At 61.9% G+C, this 20,543-nt stretch carries 15 protein-coding genes; 11 read left to right on the top strand and 4 right to left on the bottom strand.

Annotation, left to right across the window (positions count from 1 at the left end; translation table 11 throughout):
- The first annotated feature begins 197 nt into the window (after positions 1-197).
- The 3 genes from ACYQ6J_RS11315 to ACYQ6J_RS11305 all read left to right on the top strand — a co-directional run bounded on the left by ACYQ6J_RS11315 (position 198) and on the right by ACYQ6J_RS11305 (position 5,130).
- Entirely contained in the window at positions 198-1,598 is a 1,401-nt protein-coding gene (locus tag ACYQ6J_RS11315) for a hypothetical protein (protein ID WP_460184296.1), read from the top strand.
- 341 nt (positions 1,599-1,939) lie between these two features.
- The gene (locus tag ACYQ6J_RS11310) at positions 1,940-3,283 is read left to right on the top strand and encodes a tetratricopeptide repeat protein (protein WP_460184295.1); all 1,344 of its coding nucleotides are present in this window, start codon (positions 1,940-1,942) and stop codon (positions 3,281-3,283) included.
- Positions 3,280-5,130 carry a CRTAC1 family protein gene (locus ACYQ6J_RS11305; RefSeq protein WP_460184294.1) on the top strand — a complete coding sequence of 617 codons (1,851 nt, stop codon included), beginning with the start codon at positions 3,280-3,282 and terminating at the stop codon, positions 5,128-5,130. The genes ACYQ6J_RS11310 and ACYQ6J_RS11305 overlap by 4 nt, the downstream gene beginning before the upstream one ends.
- Positions 5,131-5,178: 48 nt before the next feature.
- Here ACYQ6J_RS11305 and ACYQ6J_RS11300 read toward each other — a convergent pair whose 3' ends face one another.
- Positions 5,179-6,756 carry a CRTAC1 family protein gene (locus tag ACYQ6J_RS11300; protein ID WP_460184293.1) on the bottom strand — a complete coding sequence of 526 codons (1,578 nt, stop codon included), beginning with the start codon at positions 6,754-6,756 and terminating at the stop codon, positions 5,179-5,181.
- A gap of 480 nt (positions 6,757-7,236) precedes the next feature.
- Here ACYQ6J_RS11300 and ACYQ6J_RS11295 point away from each other — a divergent pair, with 480 nt between their 5' ends.
- A complete protein-coding gene (locus ACYQ6J_RS11295; RefSeq protein ID WP_460184292.1) occupies positions 7,237-8,595 on the top strand; it encodes a tetratricopeptide repeat protein in 1,359 nt (452 codons plus the stop codon).
- Between the two features lie 89 nt (positions 8,596-8,684).
- Here the strand turns inward: ACYQ6J_RS11295 and ACYQ6J_RS11290 are convergent, their stop codons facing one another.
- From ACYQ6J_RS11290 to ACYQ6J_RS11280, 3 genes are all read right to left on the bottom strand, one after another.
- Positions 8,685-9,179 carry a carboxypeptidase-like regulatory domain-containing protein gene (locus ACYQ6J_RS11290; protein WP_460184291.1) on the bottom strand — a complete coding sequence of 165 codons (495 nt, stop codon included), beginning with the start codon at positions 9,177-9,179 and terminating at the stop codon, positions 8,685-8,687.
- A 136-nt stretch (positions 9,180-9,315) separates the two neighbouring features.
- Positions 9,316-10,308, bottom strand: a complete 993-nt coding sequence (locus ACYQ6J_RS11285) for a DUF1559 family PulG-like putative transporter (protein ID WP_460184290.1) — start codon at positions 10,306-10,308, stop codon at positions 9,316-9,318.
- A gap of 478 nt (positions 10,309-10,786) precedes the next feature.
- Positions 10,787-11,404, bottom strand: a complete 618-nt coding sequence (locus ACYQ6J_RS11280) for a Maf family protein (protein WP_460184289.1) — start codon at positions 11,402-11,404, stop codon at positions 10,787-10,789.
- A 104-nt stretch (positions 11,405-11,508) separates the two neighbouring features.
- On the opposite strand from ACYQ6J_RS11280, the gene ACYQ6J_RS11275 reads away from it, so the two are divergent.
- The 7 genes from ACYQ6J_RS11275 (at position 11,509) to ACYQ6J_RS11245 (ending at position 20,445) form a co-directional block, all read left to right on the top strand.
- Complete coding sequence (locus ACYQ6J_RS11275; protein ID WP_460184288.1) at positions 11,509-12,204, top strand: RluA family pseudouridine synthase; 696 nt, start codon at positions 11,509-11,511, stop codon at positions 12,202-12,204.
- 228 nt (positions 12,205-12,432) lie between these two features.
- Positions 12,433-12,849 (top strand): hypothetical protein, encoded by a 417-nt coding sequence (locus ACYQ6J_RS11270; RefSeq protein ID WP_460184287.1) that lies wholly within the window; start codon positions 12,433-12,435, stop codon positions 12,847-12,849.
- Positions 12,850-12,908: 59 nt separating this feature from the next.
- The gene (locus ACYQ6J_RS11265; protein ID WP_460184286.1) at positions 12,909-14,159 is read left to right on the top strand and encodes a Gfo/Idh/MocA family protein; all 1,251 of its coding nucleotides are present in this window, start codon (positions 12,909-12,911) and stop codon (positions 14,157-14,159) included.
- A 134-nt stretch (positions 14,160-14,293) separates the two neighbouring features.
- Complete coding sequence (locus ACYQ6J_RS11260) at positions 14,294-15,319, top strand: ThuA domain-containing protein (protein WP_460184285.1); 1,026 nt, start codon at positions 14,294-14,296, stop codon at positions 15,317-15,319.
- A 155-nt stretch (positions 15,320-15,474) separates the two neighbouring features.
- Positions 15,475-16,752, top strand: coding sequence for a Gfo/Idh/MocA family protein (locus tag ACYQ6J_RS11255; RefSeq protein WP_460184284.1), 1,278 nt, complete (start codon positions 15,475-15,477; stop codon positions 16,750-16,752).
- 146 nt (positions 16,753-16,898) lie between these two features.
- On the top strand, positions 16,899-18,842 hold the full coding sequence (locus ACYQ6J_RS11250) for a HEAT repeat domain-containing protein (RefSeq protein WP_460184283.1): 1,944 nt from the start codon (positions 16,899-16,901) through the stop codon (positions 18,840-18,842).
- Positions 18,843-19,080: 238 nt separating this feature from the next.
- Complete coding sequence (locus tag ACYQ6J_RS11245) at positions 19,081-20,445, top strand: sugar porter family MFS transporter (protein WP_460184282.1); 1,365 nt, start codon at positions 19,081-19,083, stop codon at positions 20,443-20,445.
- The last annotated feature ends 98 nt before the right edge of the window (positions 20,446-20,543 follow it).

Genomic DNA, 20,543 nt, shown 5'->3' with positions numbered 1-20,543 from the left:
ACACCGAAAAGCGATTCCGTGCTTTTCCCGAATCGGACGGCGGCGGAGGCGTGATCGTGCTCGAGAGCGTCCCTGCGGAAAAATTGGAGGCGATTTGCCTGTGGTGATTTCGCAACCTACGTTTTTCGGGAATGGAGGCTTCGACAGACTCCGTCCGGAGTCTTACCTCGGGAATAGCCGCATCCGTGGATCACCGCATGAATGCTATTTCTCGTTCTCACCGCCGGGCTTTGGAAATTCTGATTCCGATTGCGGTCCTCTGCCTGATCGGTTACGGAAACCGATTTTGGCGGTCGCCGCAGGGCGAGTTGCTGCCCATTCGCTTGGAGGCGCGCCACGCCGAGGATGCTCCGCGATCCTCCGCGGAGGCGTCGGTCCCGGCACACTCCTACCGGCAATTGGCTGCGCCTGCCCGCGCCGTGGGAGCGGATGCTCTCGGTGTTGCTCGGACGAAGGCGACGGGCACGCCGCTGCCTACGGAGATTCGCGTCGGAGCGGGCTTGCCCGACGAGATGATCCGCGCCGCTCTGGCACTCAATGACGTACCCGCGGCAGACACGGACTATGCCTGGCTCCTAGCGGCGACGCGTTCGGAAACGACGGATTTGGAACGCCGCCTTTTTGAGGACGCGGATGACGGTCGCTGGGATACGCTGTCGCTGCCTGAAGCCGCTGCCGTCGCCGCGGGCGTCCGAGACGCCGCCGAGTTGCAGTGGCTACGACGACGAATGGAATTCCATGTGCGAAACGCCTCGCGGCGAATCGACGCCGGTGCCTCCGCGCGGCAACGCCTGGAGACAGTTTTTCGTTACTTGCATGAAGAGATACTGACGGGTGACTATCGCCTGGAGGCCACCTCGCCCCTAGAACCGCTGACCCGGGGGCGCTACAACTGCGTCAGCGCCACGGTGTGGTTCTGCGCGTTGGCCGAACGTCTTGGTCTGTCGGCGGAGCCACTCCAGTCGCCGACGCACGCTTATTGCCGCGTGGATTGCCAGGGCCGGCCCGTCATCGTGGAAGCGACATGCGCGGAGTGGTTCGACCTTCGGCGAGGTGATCACGGCGAGTCGCGCGATTCCCGCCTTGTCGGAGGCACGGAGGGCGGAGAGAACGGGCCTCTGATTTCCGGGCCGAAGTTCGCGGGCAAACCCGATCCCTACGGAGACGCGACGCGCTCGCTGAGTCCCGTGGCGTTGGTCGGAACCGTGTATTACAACCGAGGCGTCGAGGCCGTTCTGAAGAAACGCTTCGCGGAGGCCGTGGCGGATAATGTGAAAGCCCTGTTCCTGGATCCCGGCAATCGGACGGCCCGGGACAACCTACTGGCCGCGCTGAACAATTGGGCTATTGCGGCGGCGGGTGCAAAGGACTATCCGGCGGCGGCGCAGCGGCTTCGGTTGGCGGTGCGGATCGATCCCGATTACGGTCCCTTGCCCGGCAACGTCGCCCAATTGTATGCCCGTTGGGCCTTGCATCTCGCGGAAATGCAGGACACGGCTCAAGCCGCGACCGTGATTCGCGAGGCCCTGGATCTCCTGCCCTCCGACCCAAACTTCGCCGAGCAACGGCGATTTCTGCAAAGCCTTTCCATCCGTTGAGGGCCGGGCCCCAAGGCGAAAAAACGGGCCGACGATCTTTCGCAACCCGTGGTTGCTTAGCTGATCCTCATCGTCGCGATTGCCACTGCGTGATTTCGGCCGATCGTCGCTTCCGCTCGGGGGCAAGTGCCTGTAGTCCCGTATATAATAACGACGTCCCGCGGCGGTCGATCGGGTCGCCCCATCCACTCGATTCTTGGTCGCGGGAGTCGTTCCGCCCGGCGCGTGGGTAGGAGCGGCCTCGCTGCTTTTCTTCGGGTGCCCGGCGGCGGTGTGTTGGGATTAAAACCGCCCGCGGATCGCACCCTGCCGACGGACGGGTCGATATGATTCGCATCGCGATGAGTCGTCGAATCGCAGGTCGCGCAGCCCTGAGCGTCGGGTTGATCGCCGGATGGCTCGCGTTTTGCTGGTGGGTCGGGCCTTGGTGGCAGACGCAGCGGCATCGCGAGCGCGGCCGAGAGCTTATCCTGCGCCATCAATCGGCCGAAGCCCTGCCGGAACTGCGGGAAGCCTTGCGGTACAATTCCCACGACGCCGACACCCTATTCCTGTTGGCGCGTGCATATCGGCACCAAGGCGATTGGGAGCGGGCGGATTGGCTGTTGACGCGAGCGGAATCGCTGGGGTTGAATCCCCGTCGCGTGCAAAGGGAACGGTGGTTGATTCAGGCCCAGTCGGGCGACTTACAGGCTGCCGAACCGCATTTGCGCGAATTGCTGATCGATCAAGAGGGCGACGCCCTGGAAACTTGCCAGGCCTACGTGCTCGGCTACTTCGCCAATTTGAGATTCGACGACGCAAGGCGACTGCTCGATACTTGGCAAAAGGACCATCCGCAAGACGCGCAAGTCTATTATCTGCGAGGCTACTTGAACCAGGCGATGGCGCATTTCCCGGAGGCGGCGGAGGCTTATCGGCAGGCCCTGAAGATTGAACCGGACCGCGATGAAGTTCGACGTCGCTTGGCCGAGGTGCTTATGGAAATGCGGAACTACGACGAGGCCGCAAAGGTACTGGAATACGCACGGCAATCGGGTAAGTCCGCGTCGGAAGCGGTCCTTCTTCGGGCGGAATGTTCCTATCGTGCAGGCCGCGTCGCCGAGGCACGCGAGGCGTTGGAGTCGCTTGTGTCGCAGGGAGTGGATGGATTCGCCGCGCGATCCTTGCTGGGCGAAATCTATCTAGCCGAGGGGGATTTCGCGTCGGCGCTCCCGCATCTGGAGAGGGCGGCGGCGGAGCGACCATTCGATGTCACGGTCCGCAACGCGCTGGTTCAAACGTTGCGCGGTCTCGGTCGCGATGACGATGCCCGCCCGCATGCTGAATACGTGGCGCAGGCGGAACCGGCCTTGCGGCGGCTCGAGCAATTGATTCGGACGGCGGTGGAGCAACCCGGCGACTCGGAAATCCGCTGCGAAATCGGTGCGATTCTGCTGCGGTACGGGGACCCGAGCGACGCCGCTCGCTGGTTGCGGTCGGCCCTGCAACTGAATCCCCGAGAGGCGACCGCCCATGCCCTTTTGGCGGCGTATTACCGCGCAACCGGCGACCTGATCGCATCGCGACGGCACGAGCGCGAGGCGGCGTCCTTGGCGTCGAGCGATTCTTCGCGTTCCCTGATTCCCGACGCATCGTCCGAAGCGTCGGACCGCGATTTGCAGGAGGAGGCCGGTAGGCAATGAGCGAGCGGCGTACGGGATCGCACCTGGCGCGGGCGGCAGCGGTCGCGGTCGTCATCGTCTTACTGGGCGGCGTCGCCGTCGTCGTGTTGCATCGCCCTCGGAACCAGTTGCGTCGCGGTGATGTGCCGAACATCACGGCCTTTCCCGGCTCGGAGCGCGGTGCGCCCGCGGGCCAAGGGGAAATGCATGGCAGGCCTCTTCGCGGATACCGACCGCCGGTCGCGGCGACGGAGGATCGGACGGTTACCACCGCCGTCCGATTCACGGACGTGACCGCGTCGAGCGGAATCACGTTCGTCCACACGGACGGATCGAGCGGTCGCCATTACATCATGGAGGCCATGAGCGCCGGACTGGCCGTCTTCGATTACGACAACGACGGCGACGAGGATCTCTACCTGCTCAACGGCGCGCCCTTGCCCGGCACCGTCGTCGAGGTCCCGCCCCGCAACGCCCTCTATCGCAATAACGGCGACGGCACGTTCACCGACGTCACCGAGCAGGCGGGCGTAGGCGACCCGGGTTTCGGCCTCGGCGTCACCGCCGGAGACTACGACGGCGACGGCTTCCTCGATCTATACCTCAACAACTTCGGCCCCAACGTCCTCTACCGAAATAACGGAAACGGAACCTTCACCGACGTCACCGAGACCTCCGGTACCGCCAACGGCACCAAGGTCGGCGCCGGTTGCGCCTTCTTCGACATGGACGCCGACGGCGACCTCGACCTCTACGTCGCGAACTACGTGAAATTCGATCCGGCGACGCACCGTGCGCCCATCGTGCAAGGCGTGGTGTTCTATCCCGGTCCCTTGGAACATGACCCGGAACCGGATACGCTCTACCGCAACCACGGCGACGGCACCTTTACGGACGTGAGCGAAGAGGCGGGCATCGCCGCGCACGCGGGCACCGGCATGGGGATGATCTGCTTCGATGCGGACGGCGATGGGCGGACCGACGTCTTCGTGGCCAACGATGGGATGGCCAACTTCCTGTTTCTCAATCGGGGAGACGGACGTTTCGACGAGGTCGGCGGCATGTTCGGGGTGGCCTACGATCTGGCCGGTCTGCCCCAGGCCAGCATGGCGCCGGATGTCGGCGACTATGACAATGATGGGTGGCTCGATTTGATCGTGACTTCCTATGAAAACGAGTCCGCCATGCTTTATCGGAACTTCGAGGGGCGATATTTCCTCGATATGAGTCGAAGGTGCGGGTTGGATCGCGCCACGTTGCCGCACGTCACTTGGGGGGCGCCCTGGGCGGATTTCGACAATGACGGCGACCTGGATTTGTTTATCGCGTGCGGGCACACGGAGGATAACATCCAACAGCGCTATCCCGACGGACGATACCGCGAGCCCAATCTGGTTTTGATCAACTTGGGCGACGGACGATTTGCGGATGTTTCCGCAGAATGCGGTCCCGAACCTCCGGTTGTGGAAGCGTCCCGCGGGGCAGGCGTCGCCGACCTCGACAACGACGGCGACCTCGACGTGGTCGTCCTCAATTCTCGGCGAGCGCCTACCATTCTTCGCAACGACTCACCCCCGGGCAATCATTGGCTCCAACTCAGCCTGCGCGGCGAACCGCCCAACCGCTTTGCCGTCGGTGCTAAGGTCGCCGTTACGTGCGGCGGTCGCACGCAGTTTCAAGAGGTGCATTCCGGTCGCGGTTATCAAAGCCATTGGGGCTTCAGGCTGCATTTCGGTCTAGGCGGAAACACCTCCGCCGATCGCATCGAAGTCACCTGGCCTTCCGGAAAGAAAGAGCGTTTCCAAAATGCGGCGGCGGATCGCCATTGGACGCTTCAGGAGGGAACCGGACGGATCTTGCCGCGCTGATGGGGGGCCGATTCTGCGGCCTGAACGATCGTCGGTTGCGGCGTTCGGCTACGGTACCGGAACGACCTCGCCGCCTTGACGAAGCACGTAGCGACGGTCGACGGACAGCCCGGTAAACGTTTCTACGGGACCGCCGGGCCAGCGGACTTCAACGCAGTCCACGCGATCGCGCGATCCCAAGCCGAAATGCAACCGCAGTCCCCAGTGGCTTTGATAACCGCGCCCGCTGTGCACCTCATCGACCCAGCGCAAACCTCCCGCGAACACCGTCACCTTGGCGCCCACTCCGAAACGATTGCCGCCCGGCGCCTGGAGATCGAGTTGCAGCCAATGTCCCGCTTTGGGGCTATCGTTGCGCAATAGAGTGATTCGGTCTCGCATATTGAGGATGACGACGTCGAGATCGCCGTCGTTGTCGAGGTCGGCGACGCCTGCCCCGCGACTGGCGAGCACGGGCTTCAATCCGCTTCCACAGTCCGGCGGAAGCGGTGTGAAATCACCATGTCCCATATTCATGAGAACCGTGTTGGCCGCCTTGTACGACGTCGTATCGTCGTACATATCCACATAGTCCTCCGTGTGACCGTTGGAAATGAAGATGTCTCGGAAACCGTCATTGTTGAAGTCGGCCAAGGCGGTTCCCCAGTTGACTTGACGAAAGACGGATGCGCCCGCGTTGGTTCGAGCGGTCATGTCTTCGAAATAGCCTTTTCCAGTGTTTCGATAGAGGACGGGTAGTTCGTTTTGGTAGGAAGTCATGAAGAAATCCAACAAACCGTCGTTGTCGTAGTCGCCGCAATCCACGCCCATGCTGGCGTTTTCCTCGCCGTTACCGTTGTACGCCGTCCCGAGAAAGACGGCCTCTTCGCGGAAGGTTCCGTTGCCTTGGTTGACGAAAAAGAAGTTCGCGCCGACGTCGTTACAGACAAAGACGTCGGGATCGCCGTCGTCGTCGAAATCGGCGCAAACGATGCCCATACCGCTGCCCGCGTGCGGGGCGATGCCCGCCTCCTCGCTCACGTCCGTAAAGGTGCCGTCGCCGTTGTTGCGGTAGAGCGTATCCGGCACGGGATCGTAATCGCGCGGCGACGGGTAGGCGGGATAACCGTTCTTCGTCCGCATGATGTGCATGTCGTAGCTGAACACCAGATAATTCGCGACGTAGAGGTCGAGGTCGCCGTCGGCGTCCGTGTCGAAGAAGGCGCAACCGGCGCCGACCTTGGCGCCGTTGGCAGTGCCGGAAGTCTCGGTGACGTCGGTAAAGGTTCCGTTTCCGTTATTTCGGTAGAGGACGTTGGGGCCGAAATTGTTGAGATATAGATCGAGGAAGCCGTCGCCGTCGTAATCTCCGGCGGTGACGCCCAGCCCGAAACCGGGGTCGCCAACGCCCGCCTGCTCGGTGACGTCGGTGAACGTGCCGTCGCCGTTATTGCGATAGAGGGCGTTGCGGGGCGGGACCTCGACGACGGTGCCGGGCAAGGGCGCGCCGTTGAGCAGGTAGAGATCCTCGTCGCCGTCGTTGTCGTAATCGAAGACGGCCAGTCCGGCGCTCATGGCCTCCATGATGTAATGGCGACCGCTCGATCCGTCCGTGTGGACGAACGTGATCCCACTCGACGCCGTCACGTCCGTGAACACCGCGGGACAGCGCGTCCGGGCGGCGGTTGGCGCTGCCCGGTCTGGCGGAACGGACTCCTCGCCACCCCGCGACGCATCGGTATCTTGGGATCGCTTCGAGGGACAACCGGTCGACACTGCGATGAGGATCAAGAATCCAATTGCCGCGATAAGATGAGAGGAAATGCAATTCATACACGACGGATGAGACCGATGGAAGGGATTATCAGCAACCCGAACGGACAGCATTTCCGATGGTGATTCTATTGTGAGAATACCCCAAGGCATATTCAACCCGCCGTGTTAAACGGATGGAACAAATGGCTGGGTTCGGTGAGTCGCGGTCAGTTGTCGGCGGTACAATGAAGGATAATCCTTGAATCGCTCTCGATGCCGGTTCCGTCGCCCTTTCTTTCGCTTGTCAATAGTAGATTCGGCGGTGATCGGCGGTTTTCTTTTTGTTAGTCGCAGAGCATGGCGGAAAGCGAGATGGAATTGCGGGACGGGACTCTTCGCGAATCATCCGCGACGGCATCGCCTGAGCAGGGCGTTTCCTCCTTTGTGCGACCGCGTCGCTTGGCGACGGTGATTCTTCTTGTTGCCTTCGCGGCGGGGCCGACTCTCGGCGTTTGGCGAACTTGGCAACGGTATCAAACGTCACCGGACCGTGCCTTCCAAGAGGGATTGGCCGCAATCCGCCGCGATGATCCCACGGCGGTCTTGGCCGCCGCCGAAGGTATCCCCCGCGAATCGTCCTGGGAGTCTCACCGGGCGCTCTTGGAAGGCTATGCTTTGCTCCGACGGGGAAGACCGGGGCCCGCGCTCGACGTGCTGCTCGCGGCGCGCGATCATCCCGATACGAAGGTTTGGGCTCTCTGCGCGGCGGGCGAAGCGTTGTATCAATTGGATCGACTGGGCGAGGCCGTCCAGGTCTTGCGGCAGGCCGTGGAATTGAATCCCGATCTGACGGACGCCCATCGCTGGCTTGCCGCGTGCTACTACGATCTCGGGGCGATGAATCAAGCCACGCACCACTTGCAGATCGTTGCCGAGCGGGATCCCACCGACGCGCGATCGCTGCGATTGCTGGGGCTGATGTTTCACGATTTCGAGGAGTGGCCGCGCGCCGTGGAGGCGTATTGCGAATCGTTGCGCCGCGACCCGAAACAGGCGGACGCGGCGGAGATTCAATTCGAGTTGGCGGAGTGTCTGATGCGGCAACGCGAATTCGAGGCGGCCTTGGGTATTTTGGCTGCCCTGTCGCCTTCCGCCGAAGTCTGCGCAACGAAGGCGGAATGCTACGATGGGTTGCAAAATGCCGCCGCCGCGGAGGAACAGATCGAGGCCGCCTTGCAAAGGGATCCGGCCAATTTGCGTGCGTTGCAACTGAAGGCGCAACGGCGGTTGAACGACGCCCGGTATGAGGAGGCGGTTCAAGTCTTGGAATCGGCCCTGCGTTACCACCCCGCCGAGTGGCGATTGCGATTCTATCTAGTACAGGCGCACGAGCGACGGGGCGATCGCGAATCTGCGGAGCGCGAGTTGAAGGCCATGCAAGAATGGCGAAAGCTGCACGACCGATTCGCCGAACTGCACATGGAGGCGATCAAGAAGCCGTTCGACTCGGCCGTGCGCCTGGAACTGGCTCAGATCGCGGAAAAGATCAACCGTCCCCTGCTGGCGCTTTCTTGGTATCGGGCGACCCTTGGGTTGGATCCCGCCAATGACACGGCTTATCAGTCCGTCTTGAGATTGGAAAACACCGTCGCCCGCCCGACTCCAACATCGGGACGGCGGCGCCCGGCGACCCAGGAATCGAATGACGGAAATAAAGCGCCCTCGCCCTGAGGGCAACGAACGCACCAATCGCCAACTTCACTCACTGCTACAGCGAGGGAACTAAACGCCACCGACCGACTCGCTCCCCGAAAGCCGGGCTACGGCGTGAGTTCGATGTTGAACGTGTTGCTGCCCGCTTGCACGGTGAACACCAACCCCGAAGTGTTCGGATCGGCGTATTTGGCCGGGATGCCGCTGGAGCCTTGAGTTTGTCCGGCGGGGGGACGACCGGATGCCGCCGCCATCATCGCCTGACCGTAAGCCGCCGAGGGATCCGCCGCGTCGATGCCGGACAACTGTTCGGCCCCCTGCTGAACGGTCACCGTCACGCGATGTTCACCGATGATGGCACCGCGGTCGGTTCCGGTCATCAGTGTATATCGGCCATTGGCGTCGGTCGTACCGACGGCGTTTTGTCCGCCTTGCTTGGGTTGAAACACCACCTGGGCGTTCGCAACGGGTTGTCCGTTCATGGTGACGGTCCCGCTGACGCTTCCCGTCTTCAATCCGCTGCCCTTCGAGCAGCCCAAGGTGATCAAACCCAAAGCGGCAATGCCAACCACCACGGGCAAGCTGCTTGCAAATCTTTGCATCCTAAGAATCCCCCTTGCCATTGGTTCGCGAAACACAACCCAAACGTCCGCGGCGCCCGACTATACGCGAGCGCCACGGAATCCGTCATCTCACGTCGCGACCGGCACTTTAGCGCGGTTCGTGGCCGAACCTATCTCAGAAATTGTTGACCGGGAGGTTGTCCCAGCGGTCGCCCAATCGCTGGTAGGTCTCGTAATCGATCGTCTGCGAGAGGAATCGCGCCGAACCGTCGGCGAATAGGAATTGGGCGCCGCCCGGGTGCTTGGACTTGAAGCCTTGCGATGTCTGCCAGTTTCCGTAGGCGTTGCAACCGTCGGTACCGCCGTTGCCGGGTGCTTCATCCGGGCACGTGGGATAATTAATCGGCGAAGTGGTGGCCGTCCACAAGGCATTCGGATTCATCCAACCACCGCGGTGATGATCGCCGCACCACGGGCGAATCTCCCCCATCAGGATCGTGTTCGATGTGCCGTCGGTAATCTGAGCGATACTGGCGGCGAAAGAGTAACGAGAGAAGCAACCCGAGACGTTTTGAGGATTTTCGGTACTCCCGTGGCCCGTAAGGTTGCTGTGATAGTAGTTGATGACGTTCGGGGGCTGATAAGCCGTACACGATCGACCGGGCATGGGTTGGAAACCGAGGCTGGGAGCATAGTTCGACTGGCCCGGGTTGGGATTCGTCCAGGGATCGCTCGGGCAGCGAAAGCCGGGGATTTCTCGAGAACCGTAACCCAACGAACTTAACTGTGCGATCACATCGCCGCGAAAATCGAGTTGATCGTAGAGCGGGCGCTGTTCCACGTAGGGAAGCATCTTGACCAGCAGGCTGCCCTTGCGGTGCGCCCCACCCTCCCACACGTTGCCGTATCCTCCGCTGCACGAACCTGTGCCGGGGTTGGCGGGATCGCAGTTGCGATTTCCCGGCGCGAATTGCTTGTTGACGTCGTGATAGTTATGCATGCCCAAGCCGAGTTGCTTGAGGTTGTTCAAGCACTGGCTGCGGCGTGCCGCTTCCCGTGCCGCTTGAACGGCAGGCAAAAGCAGGGCGATCAAAATGCCGATGATGGCAATCACCACCAGCAGCTCCACCAATGTGAAGCCTCTCCAACGGGCTGCGAGACGTACCATGAGGCACCCTCCTTTCAGAAAAGAGGACGAACGGCGAAATCCGATCGGCTGTCAAGTGCCGACCCCAGCCGAATCCGCGCGTAACTTTTCGGCGAAAACGACGACGTTTTCACCGGAACCTCCTCGTGCCCGACAAGGTCAGCCCAAAATAGCAGTTCACAAGATCGTGCGAGAAGCTGCGGCTATCGAATCGCCTTGCGATCTAACGCGCCTACCGATTGCCGATGGTTCAGCAATCGTCACCCGTCAGCCCTTTTGTCCACCCGTTCGTCGCAAAGGATATTATAGCCACCGGAAATGTGTGTCAAGTATTTGGCGCAATTTCGCCGGCGATTTTTCAGCGGCTTTTTGAGGCCGCAGTCGGTTCACAGCTTGACTTTGCGCCAATTCAGGCTCGGCTCGGGGGTGAAAACTCCATATGTATTGTGCGCGTAACACTTTACGTCGCGAAGGATCGCTCTGGGAGGATTCGTGTCGTTCATGCCGAGTCCCGGCGGGGAGACAGACCGTGCGGCTCCAGCATTTCCGCCAGTAATTCCATGGGCAGGCCGACCACGTTCGATTCGCTGCCTTCCAAGAGCGACAGCCAATCCAAGCGGTCTTGATACCCGAAGGCGCCGGCCTTGCCCTCCCACAAGTCGGTGGCTAGGTATTCCTCGATGGCCTCGTCGGGAATGTTGCGCATCATCAATACGGAGACGGCGGCGCGAACGTCGGGTTCGCCGCCGGGATAATCCCAAAGACAGAGTCCGCTAATGACTTCGTGGCGTTGTCCCCGCAGGATCCGCAAGATTTGCCGCGCGTGTTTGCGATCTTCCGGTTTTCCCAGCAATCGACCGCGACAGACCACCACGGTGTCGCACGCCAGAATCAGGCCGTTTTGGACTTTTGGGGCTACGTTCTCGGCCTTTTGTCGGGCAAGGCGCATGACGGTCCGCACGGGCGGTTCACCGCTGCACAGGCCGTCTTCGGCAGCGGGATCGGGAGGGATGACACGAAAGGCGTACCCCGCCGCGGTCAGGAGTTCGCGCCGTCGCGGAGAGTTGCTCGCGAGAATCAATTCCCGGCGGGTCGCATCCTCGGGGCTTTGCGACATCGAATCTTCTCCCGTATGCTGACTCGAGGAAAGCGTTTCAAATCTTGCCGCGTCACTAGGCGCTTGCGGTGAGGGCGAAAGAATCCCCTCCTTTCGGTTGCTCGATGGAAATTCTATTTGAAGATCGACACGTGTTGGTCGTCAATAAGCCGGCGGGATTGGCCACGATGGGGCTTGCCGCCGGAAAGGCAACGCTTTTGACGGCACTGAAAGACTTTCTGAAAAAAAGAGACTCCAAGCCGGGGAACGTCTACTTGGGGATCGTGAGTCGGTTGGACGTCCCGGTGAGCGGGGCGGTTTTGGTGGCCAAAACCTCGAAGGCGGCGGCGCGGTTAGCCGAGCAGTTTCGGATGCGATCCGTCGAAAAGATCTACTGGGCGGTCGTCGAGAGTGGGCCGAAGGTCCGCGAGGGCCGATTGCGACATTGGCTGCGTGGCGACGCCCGATTTCGCCGCGTCCATGTCACGCATCGCGGTGATCCCGATGCGCAAGAGGCGTCGCTTTTGGTCCGTCGTTTGGCGGCGCAACGAGGGTTGGTGCTGCTGGAGATCGAACTTGAGACCGGTCGCAAACATCAGATTCGCATCCAACTGTCGGCGGAGGGAATGCCGATTGTGGGAGATCGCAAGTATGGCAGTCGTCGTGCGTTTGGTGACGGCATTGCCTTGCACGCGCGACGATTGACCTTCCTACACCCGACGGAGGACCGGCCCATTGTGGTCACGGCGTCGCTTCCCGCTGCGTGGCAATCGCTGGGATTCACGGCGAGTTGCGTCGACGACGGCTCTCAGCCGAGTTGACCGTTGCGCGGGGGCTTGGCGACGCGGATGGCGTGGAGTCCTGCGCGCCGTCGAAAGCTCATCCGCCCGACCTGCTCCGGCCGGCATTAAGACGGCTCTCAAGACGCCTCGTTAACCCGGCGTGCTGCGTTGCTTGCTCGGGTGAGGCTTTGGGGCTACGATAATTCGCAACTCCGGGGGCGCCTTTGTGGGGCGTTTCTCGCCGCGTTCGACGATGCCTTCCGCCGGATGCCGGTGAAGGTGCGAGGGCGGGGCCGCGCTAGCTCCGCCTGCCGAGACGACGGAAGCGACCTGGGCAGCTACAACACGCAGCAGCACTGGGTTGCTTGGGACGACGCACTGTATCTGGTTTATACGCAGCGCGAGGCGCAGAATGATCACATCGCCCGGCATCGAGCGCCGCTCTTTATCGCACGGGTCGATCCGGAGAGACTGTGCGTGCTCCGGGCTACGGAAAAGACCGTTTTGCCGGAACGAGGCGCCCAGATGGGCAATTTCGGCGCCGCCCAAATCACCGACCGCGAGTGGTGGGTGACCGTCGGCGAGTACGTCTACCCGAACCGCACGGCCAATCGTACGCAACCCGATCCCCGCGGCGGCGACGGAAGCGTGCTGTTGGGGCGGTTGCTTCGGCTTGAGGAATAGCGATGGGTCGCCGTGACGGCGGTCGTTCGGTTGGGGTTGTCGAACAAGAGGAGGAGATTATGTCGGTATTGCGATACGGAATCGTCGGCGGCGGATTTTACGCGAAGTTTCAACTTCGGGCCTTGTCGCAGGTCCGCGGCGTGGAGGTTGCGGGCCTGGTTTCGCGACGTCCCCCGGAGAGCTTGGCTCGCTTCGTACGCGATTCGCGTTTGGGCGAGGGTCGGATATTCCCAAGCGTTCGCGAAATGGCCCATCACGTGGACGTGGTCGCGATTTACTCCCCCAACTTCACCCGCGTGCCGGTCTGCGAGGAGATAGCGACCGCCCTGAGTGAAGGGGCCAAGCTTCGGGCGGTGATCTGCGATAAACCCTTGGCTCGAAACCTCGTGGAAGCGCGGCGAATGATCGAACTGCTGCGACCTTTCGGGATTCCGTTGGTCTATTACGAGAATCAGCTTCACATGAAAGCCGTTCAGGGCGTCCGAGCTCAATTGGGACCGGCCATGGAGGCCATGGGACCGCTCATGCTGGTGCGCGCCTCCGAGGAACACGCCGGACCGCACAGCGCCTGGTTTTGGGATCCCACGCAACAGGGTGGCGGCGTGATGGAGGACATGGGCTGTCACAGCGTGGCGGTGGCTTGGTACTTGTTGACGCCGCCCGGCAAACCGCTGCGGTTCCTCCGCCCGATCTCCGTGCAAGCCGATTTGGCGCTCCTGAAATGGGGTCGGCCGAAATGGCGGCGGGAGTTGTTCGATCGGTTCGGAGTGGATTATACCAAGACGCCGGCCGACGATTTTGCCACCGGAATGATCACCTTTGAAAACCCCGAAAACGGCTTCTTGAGCAAAGCCCAGTTCACCGTCTCGTGGATGTACGACAAGCAGGGTTTGCGGGTGATGATGGACGGTTTGGGTCCGGGGTATGCCTTCGAACTGAACAGCCTCCGCTCTCCGGTCGAAGTCTTCGTCGGCGACGCCGCCGCGCAGGGGTTGGCCGACGCGGAGGCGGCCTTGGAAAAGCAGCAGGCCACGCGCGGTCTGTTGACTATCCAACCCAACGAACCGGACTTGTACGGCTACGTCGATGAGAATCTCGATCTGGTTGATGCGCTCCACACCGGTCGCCCGCCGCTCATGGACTGGGAGTACGGCCGAGAAGTCGTTCGGCTGACCATGGCGGCGTATCTCTCCGCGGAACGCAGGGCCGCCGTGGACCTCACCGATCCGTCCACGCAACAATTGCTGGAAGACTACATCCCGCGGATTCAGCAGGGGCGCGGCGGCGAAGTTCTGCACGTACCGCAATGATTGTCGCTGGACATTGTGACGGTGCGAGCAATCCCACACGGCTTTTGCTACCATAGGGTGTGACCGGGCCTACCATGGAATCGGTCGCTGATTCTGCATCAACCGGAAACTCGCAACGATGAGGAGATGATTTCATGAGTGCCATCTTGACGCGGTTGGGAATGACGGCGGCGGTCGCATTCTGTTGTATCGCCTTGCCGGGTTCGCTTTCGCGGGCCGAAGACCCCTGGGTTACCTACGAAGGCGGCGAAGGGCCGGGAAAAGGGAAACACATCGTGTTGGTCTCGGGCGACGAAGAGTATCGGTCCGAGGAAGCACTGCCCATGCTGGGCAAGATCCTGGCCAAGCACCACGGGTTTCGTTGCACCGTCTTGTTCGCGATCAACCCGCAGACCGGCGAGATCGATCCGGTGAACGTCACCAATATTCCGGGCTTGGAGTCTTTGGATTCGGCCGACCTGATGATTATCTTCACGCGCTTTCGCAACCTGCCGGACGAGCAGATGGCCTGCATCGATCGCTACGTGAAGGCGGGCAAGCCCATCATCGGACTGCGCACGGCGACGCACGCTTTCAATATCCCGGCGGATCGTGCGTTCGGTCGATACAGCTTCAATAGCAAGGAGTGGGACGGCGGTTTCGGACGGCAGATTTTGGGCGAGACGTGGATTAGCCATCACGGCGCGCACAACAAGGAAAGCACCCGCGGCGTCATAGCCCCCGGAATGGAAAGCCACCCGATCGTCCGCGGTTGCGAGGACATTTGGGGACCGACCGACGTGTACACCGTTCGCTTGCCGTTACCCGGCGATTCTCAACCGCTTGTGCTCGGCCGGGTGCTGACGGGGATGTCGCCCGACGATCCTCCGCTGGTGGGGCACAAGAACGATCCCATGATGCCCGTCGCTTGGACGAAGACCTACCAAGGCGAGAACGGCTGGGTGGGCCGCGTGTTCACCACGACCATGGGAGCGGCAGTGGACCTGAAAAGCGAAGGGCTGCGAAGGCTGTTGGTGAACGCCGCCTACTGGTGCCTCGGATTGGAGGACAAGATTCCTGAGCGAGCCAATGTGGAGACGGTCGGGCCGTATGATCCCAGCTACTTCGGGTTCGGCGCGTTTCGCAAGGGCATGCGTCCCAAAGACTACGCCATGGATTGAGAACCGTCTCGCGGCGGTACGCGGTGCTTCGCGCGGGCGAAGCTTCGGTCGAAATCATTTACCTCGAACCGTCGATCGAATCGGCATAAAGTTGCTCTAGATTCGGTGACTTGTAATTGTTTCCTTTTGAGAAACCTGGATAGGGAGGATGCGTGATGATGCGAAAGAAGGAAGGCTTTTCGCGGCGGGAATTGCTGTCGCGGGCGACCAAGACCGCGGCGCTCGCCGCCGTACCTTATTTTGTGCCGGGAACCGCGTTGGGGATGAACAACGCCTTCGCTCCCAGCAATCGGATCGTGATGGGCGGATTGGGGATCGGTCCCCGCGGTCGTGAAGACCTGCGGCACTTTCTAGAAAATCCCGACGTGCAGTTCGTCGCCGTTTGCGACGCCCAGGCCGAGCGCCGCAACATGGTCAAGCAAATGGTGGATGAACGCTACGGCAATAGCGATTGCCGTACGTATCAGAATATGTTCGAGTTTCTCGCCCGAGACGACATCGACGCGGTCCTCATCGCGACGGGCGACCGTTGGCACACGATGGCCTCCATTACCGCGGCCAAGGCGGGCAAGGACATCTACTGCGAAAAGCCTTGCTCCATGACGATCGCGGAAAGTCGGGCCTTGGCCGACACCATGCGGCGCTACGGTCGAGTGTACCAGGCCGGCACGCAGCGGCGGAATATCGGCAACTTCATCTACGCCGTGAATCTCGTCTACTCCGGACGCCTCGGCAAACTGCACACCGTACATGCCAACACGCTGGCCCCCGCCACGACTCACGACTGGTTGCCCGAGGAACCTCTCCCGCCGAAGGATGAGTGCGATTGGGAAATGTGGCTGGGTCCGTCGCCGTGGCGCCCCTTCAACCGGCGGTACGTCAACGGCGGTTGGCGGGGATTCTTCGATTTCCATGGGGGCGGCATCCTGGAATGGGGATCGCACACCGTGGACCTTTGCCAATGGGCGAATAAGGCCGACGATACGGCCCCCATCGAGTACGAACCGCACGGCAACGAAGTACATGCGGTGTATGCCAACGGCGTCAAGCTCATCATGCGAGATACGGGTTGGCTGGGGTTGGGAACGTGCAGCGTCCGCTTCGAGTGCGAGGACGGTTGGATCGAGACCGGGGATCGCGGCCTGGTTGCCCTGGAACCCGAATCGTTGCGGGCGGAAATGCCGGTGTTTACGATGGCCGGCACGGACCCCTCCACGCACATCCGTAATTTCCTCGATTGCGTCAAGACGCGAGCCAAGCCCAAGGCCAATGCCGACGTCGCCGCTCAGTCGCACATCGCCAGTCACTGCGCGTACATCTCGTGGCAATTGGGACGCAAGGTGCGATTCGATCCCGTCAAGGAAGAATTCCTCGGCGATGAGGAGGCGAACCGGATGCGTTCCCGGGCCTTGCGTCAACCGTGGCACATTTGAAATGAAGGTTGTAGGGGCTGCGTTGATCGTGAACGATCAGCCGATCTCGATGGAGGTGCGAGTGGAAAGCATCCCGTGATCCTTTCAAGCTCGCGAGCCGATTGTGCAAACGTTCAAGAGAAAAGAGAGCATAAGGGTTGAAAGATATGAAGATGGCCAAAGGTATCCTGTATTCGGCATGTCTGGGCGCCGTCGTGTGCCTGGTCGCCGCATCTTTTTCGCCTGCGCAACAGGCGGGGAACGTCGATGCGGCCTCGCTGATTGCCGTGCTTCAATCCGCGGACGCTTCCTTGCACGACAAGGCCTTGGCGTGCAAGCAGTTGGCCGTGGTGGGCGACGAATCGGCGGTGCCGGTTCTGGCCTCGCTGTTGGGAGACGAACGGCTCTCGCATTACGCCCGGTTCGCCTTGGAACCGATCCCAGGGAAGGCGGTGGATGCCGCGTTGCGGGAGGCGTTGAAAAAAGTGCCGGGGACGCTGAAGTTGGGCGTCATCAATTCCATCGGCGCCCGCCGAGACGCCGAAGCGGTTCCCGCATTGAAGGAGCTATTGGCGTCCGAGGATGCCGCGTTGGCGGATGCGGCGGCATCGGCCTTGGCCCGGATCGGTACGCCCGATTCCGTGGGGATTCTGATCGAGGCGCTTCCGTCGGCGCAAGGCGGTCGAGCCGATTTCATCGCGGACGCCCTGGTGATCGGGGCCGACGTCTTGCGTCGTGACGGCAACAAGGACCAAGCCGTTGCCGCTTACCGCGCGATCCGCGGCGCCAAGCTTTCCATTCGGTATGTCATTGCCGCCATCCGCGGTGAAATCGTGACGGCGGGCGACGAGGGGCTTGCCTTGTGGGACGAGGCGGCCAAGTCGCCGGATGACGCCATATTCGCCGCCGCGATGGGAGCGGCGCGAGACCTCGAGCCGTCCAAGGCGGTGCCGGGATTGACGCAACTGTATGCGGTCGCCCCGGTCGACCGACGGGGAATCGTCCTGCTCGCGATCGCGGATCTGAACGGAGAAGCGGCGGCGGAATTGGCCCGGGAAGCCCTGAAGGGAAATGACGCCGGTCTTCAGGTAGCCGCTCTGCGGGTGCTGGCCAAACATGGGGCGTCTCAAGACCTCGATCTGTTGGGCCAAGCCGTCGCCAGCGAAAGCGCCGATGTCCGCGCGGCCGCACAGGCGGCCCTGGACACGCTGGATGCCCCCGGCATCGGCGAGGCTCTGGCGCAGCGTTTGCGGGCGGCGGAGGGAGAAGACTGGCTCGCCCTGGCGGCTACGGCGGGACGGCGGCGCCTCGCCGCGGCGGCCCCCGTGCTCCGCGAGTCGCTCGAATCAGCGGATGCCGCACGGCGTGCTGCCGCGGTGACGGCCTTGGGCGCCATCGCTCAGTGGGATGATGTGGTCGTCCTGCTGTCGCGGTTGGGAAAGGCGTCCACCGACGAGGAAAAGGACGTCATTCGCGAAGCCCTTCGGACGGCGTTGCGCCGGCAGCCCGATGCCGATGCCGCCGCGGGGCGCTTGGCTGAAATGATCCCCGGCGCGAGCGGCGAAACGAGGGCTTTCCTCTTCGAATTGCTTACCATCGCGGGCGGCAAGACCGCCTTGGAGACGGTTCTGCAAGCGGCGCAAGGCAACGATCCCGAATTGCAGGACCTGGCGACGGCGGCGCTGGGCAATTGGATGACGCCGGATGCCGCCCAGCCTTTGGTCGACCTCATCGAGTCGGGCAAGGCCGAACGGTTCCAGGTTCGCATGTTGCGGGCCTACATCCGTATCGCCCGACAGTTGAATGTCCCGCCGCAAGATCGCTTGGCCATGTGCCGCAAGGCGCTGGAACTTTCACGCCGGGATGCCGAGCGCGAATTGGTGATGGAGGTGCTGGGAAGGAATCCCGGTGCGGCGTCTCTTCAGATGGTGATGGAAGAGATGAATCGCCCTGCCACGGCCGAAGCGGCCTACGCGGCGGCGGTGGCGATCGGCGAAAAATGGACCGCCAATCGGAATCTGGTGACTCAAGCCATGGACCGGGTGATCTCCGGTACTAAGGATGCCCAACTCAAAGCCCGAGCCGAGGCGGTTCTCAACCGCATCCGCTAGGAATTTAGGGTAGCGATTCGAGTCGTTCGACGCCGGGACGGCGACGCGACCCCAAAGTCGTCGCCCCCGGCAAGCCCGTCGCAACGTGCTCGATCGTCGCCCTTGGTGTCGAGTTTCGTTTTCGATATCGCTGGAGTGTCACCGCCCGGCGTCGCGCCGGGCGGTGAATCTGCGCTGTTGCGATTTTTCGGATATACCTTGTTGTACCCTCGCGATTGATCGGCGGTCGGACATGCGCATGAATCGCTATCTTATGTTGTGCGTCTTGGTTTCGTCATTGGGCGGGCTGTTGTTCGGTTTCGACACCGCCGTAATCTCCGGAACCGAGAAGCTGTTGCAAAGCGTCTTCGGCTTGTCGGACTTCTGGCTGGGTTTCACCGTCGCCTCCGCGCTGATCGGGACCATCATCGGTTCGCTCACGGCGGGTTATCCGGCGGATCGTTGGGGCAGACGGCCAACGCTGATTCTGATCGCGGTCCTCTATTTTGTCTCGGCCGTGGGTAGCGGCTTGGCTTGGGACTGGTACTCGCTGGTGATCTTTCGATTCGTGGGCGGGTTGGGCGTGGGCGGCGCGTCGGTGGTGGCGCCGATGTATATCGCCGAAATCACACCCCCGCAGTCGCGCGGTCGGCTCGTGGCGGTGGTCCAGTTCAACATCGTGCTAGGCATCTTGCTGGCCTTCCTTTCGAACTATTGCATTGCCCTGCTGCAATTGGGGGAGGTCGAGTGGCGATGGATGTTCGGCATGGAAGCGATTCCCGCGGCGGCATTCTGGGTATTGTTGTACGGCACGCCGCGAAGTCCCCGGTGGTTGGTGGCCCGCGGACGATCCCGCGAAGCGACCGACGTCTTGGTTCGCCTGGGAGTCGAAGCGGAAGAGGCCGCTCGCTTGGTCCGGGAAATCCAGGAATCCCTGGGGAACCGGGATGTGGCGGCTTGGGAGGCCCTGCTGTCTCCCCGCTATCGACGGTCCATGCTCTTGGCGATCGCCATCGCGGCGTTCAACCAGCTTTCCGGAATCAACGCCTTGATGTACTACGCGCCTCGCATTTTCGAAATGGCGGGGGCCGGCAAAGATACGGCCTTTCTACAGGCCGTGGCGGTGGGCGGAACGAATCTGATTTTCACCCTCCTCGCCATGGCCGTCATCGACCGCTTCGGCCGACGATTCCTCATGCTGGTAGGCTCGATCGGTTATATCCTCAGCCTTGCCGCCACAGCAGGGGCCTTCTACTGGTATGGGGCGAAGTTCGACGGCCTGGGGAACGCCGTGGTCTTGATCAGCTTGCTGGTGTTCATCGCTTCGCATGCCTTCGGACAAGGGGCCGTGATCTGGGTTTTCATTAGCGAGGTGTTTCCCAACACGGTTCGCGCCTATGGCCAGGCGTTGGGGAGTTTCACCCACTGGTTCATGTGCGCCGCCATTTCGTGGACGTTTCCCATGATCGCGGCGGCATCGGGCGGCCATGCCTTCGCCTTTTACGCGGCCATGATGGTCTTGCAATTGTTATGGGTGCTTTTTGTGATGCCGGAGACCAAGGGCGTTCCACTGGAGGAAATCGAGAAGCGTTTGGCTGGAAAAGCCGGTTCGGCGGCGCGGTGACCGGGAGCGAGTCTCCATGCAATCCGACGCGGTTTGGTTTCATCCCGGTGGCGCTTGTGGGGACGCTTCGAGAGGCGGATCGCCTGGAATGGGAGGGA

It is taken from the genome of Thermopirellula anaerolimosa (assembly GCF_054657335.1).
This window is presented reverse-complemented; position numbering and strand designations above follow the sequence as displayed.

What these genes read in the sequence shown, in the direction of transcription:
- ACYQ6J_RS11260 (WP_460184285.1), top strand. Translation starts at nt 14,294, where the DNA reads ATGAGTGCCATCTTGACGCGGTTGGGAATGACGGCGGCGGTCGCATTC.
- ACYQ6J_RS11295 (WP_460184292.1), top strand. Translation starts at nt 7,237, where the DNA reads ATGGAATTGCGGGACGGGACTCTTCGCGAATCATCCGCGACGGCATCG.
- ACYQ6J_RS11290 (WP_460184291.1), bottom strand. Translation starts at nt 9,179, where the DNA reads ATGCAAAGATTTGCAAGCAGCTTGCCCGTGGTGGTTGGCATTGCCGCT.
- ACYQ6J_RS11305 (WP_460184294.1), top strand. Translation starts at nt 3,280, where the DNA reads ATGAGCGAGCGGCGTACGGGATCGCACCTGGCGCGGGCGGCAGCGGTC.
- ACYQ6J_RS11280 (WP_460184289.1), bottom strand. Translation starts at nt 11,404, where the DNA reads ATGTCGCAAAGCCCCGAGGATGCGACCCGCCGGGAATTGATTCTCGCG.
- ACYQ6J_RS11275 (WP_460184288.1), top strand. Translation starts at nt 11,509, where the DNA reads ATGGAAATTCTATTTGAAGATCGACACGTGTTGGTCGTCAATAAGCCG.
- ACYQ6J_RS11315 (WP_460184296.1), top strand. Translation starts at nt 198, where the DNA reads ATGAATGCTATTTCTCGTTCTCACCGCCGGGCTTTGGAAATTCTGATT.
- ACYQ6J_RS11270 (WP_460184287.1), top strand. Translation starts at nt 12,433, where the DNA reads ATGCCGGTGAAGGTGCGAGGGCGGGGCCGCGCTAGCTCCGCCTGCCGA.
- ACYQ6J_RS11250 (WP_460184283.1), top strand. Translation starts at nt 16,899, where the DNA reads ATGAAGATGGCCAAAGGTATCCTGTATTCGGCATGTCTGGGCGCCGTC.
- ACYQ6J_RS11245 (WP_460184282.1), top strand. Translation starts at nt 19,081, where the DNA reads ATGAATCGCTATCTTATGTTGTGCGTCTTGGTTTCGTCATTGGGCGGG.
- ACYQ6J_RS11255 (WP_460184284.1), top strand. Translation starts at nt 15,475, where the DNA reads ATGATGCGAAAGAAGGAAGGCTTTTCGCGGCGGGAATTGCTGTCGCGG.
- ACYQ6J_RS11265 (WP_460184286.1), top strand. Translation starts at nt 12,909, where the DNA reads ATGTCGGTATTGCGATACGGAATCGTCGGCGGCGGATTTTACGCGAAG.
- ACYQ6J_RS11310 (WP_460184295.1), top strand. Translation starts at nt 1,940, where the DNA reads ATGAGTCGTCGAATCGCAGGTCGCGCAGCCCTGAGCGTCGGGTTGATC.
- ACYQ6J_RS11285 (WP_460184290.1), bottom strand. Translation starts at nt 10,308, where the DNA reads ATGGTACGTCTCGCAGCCCGTTGGAGAGGCTTCACATTGGTGGAGCTG.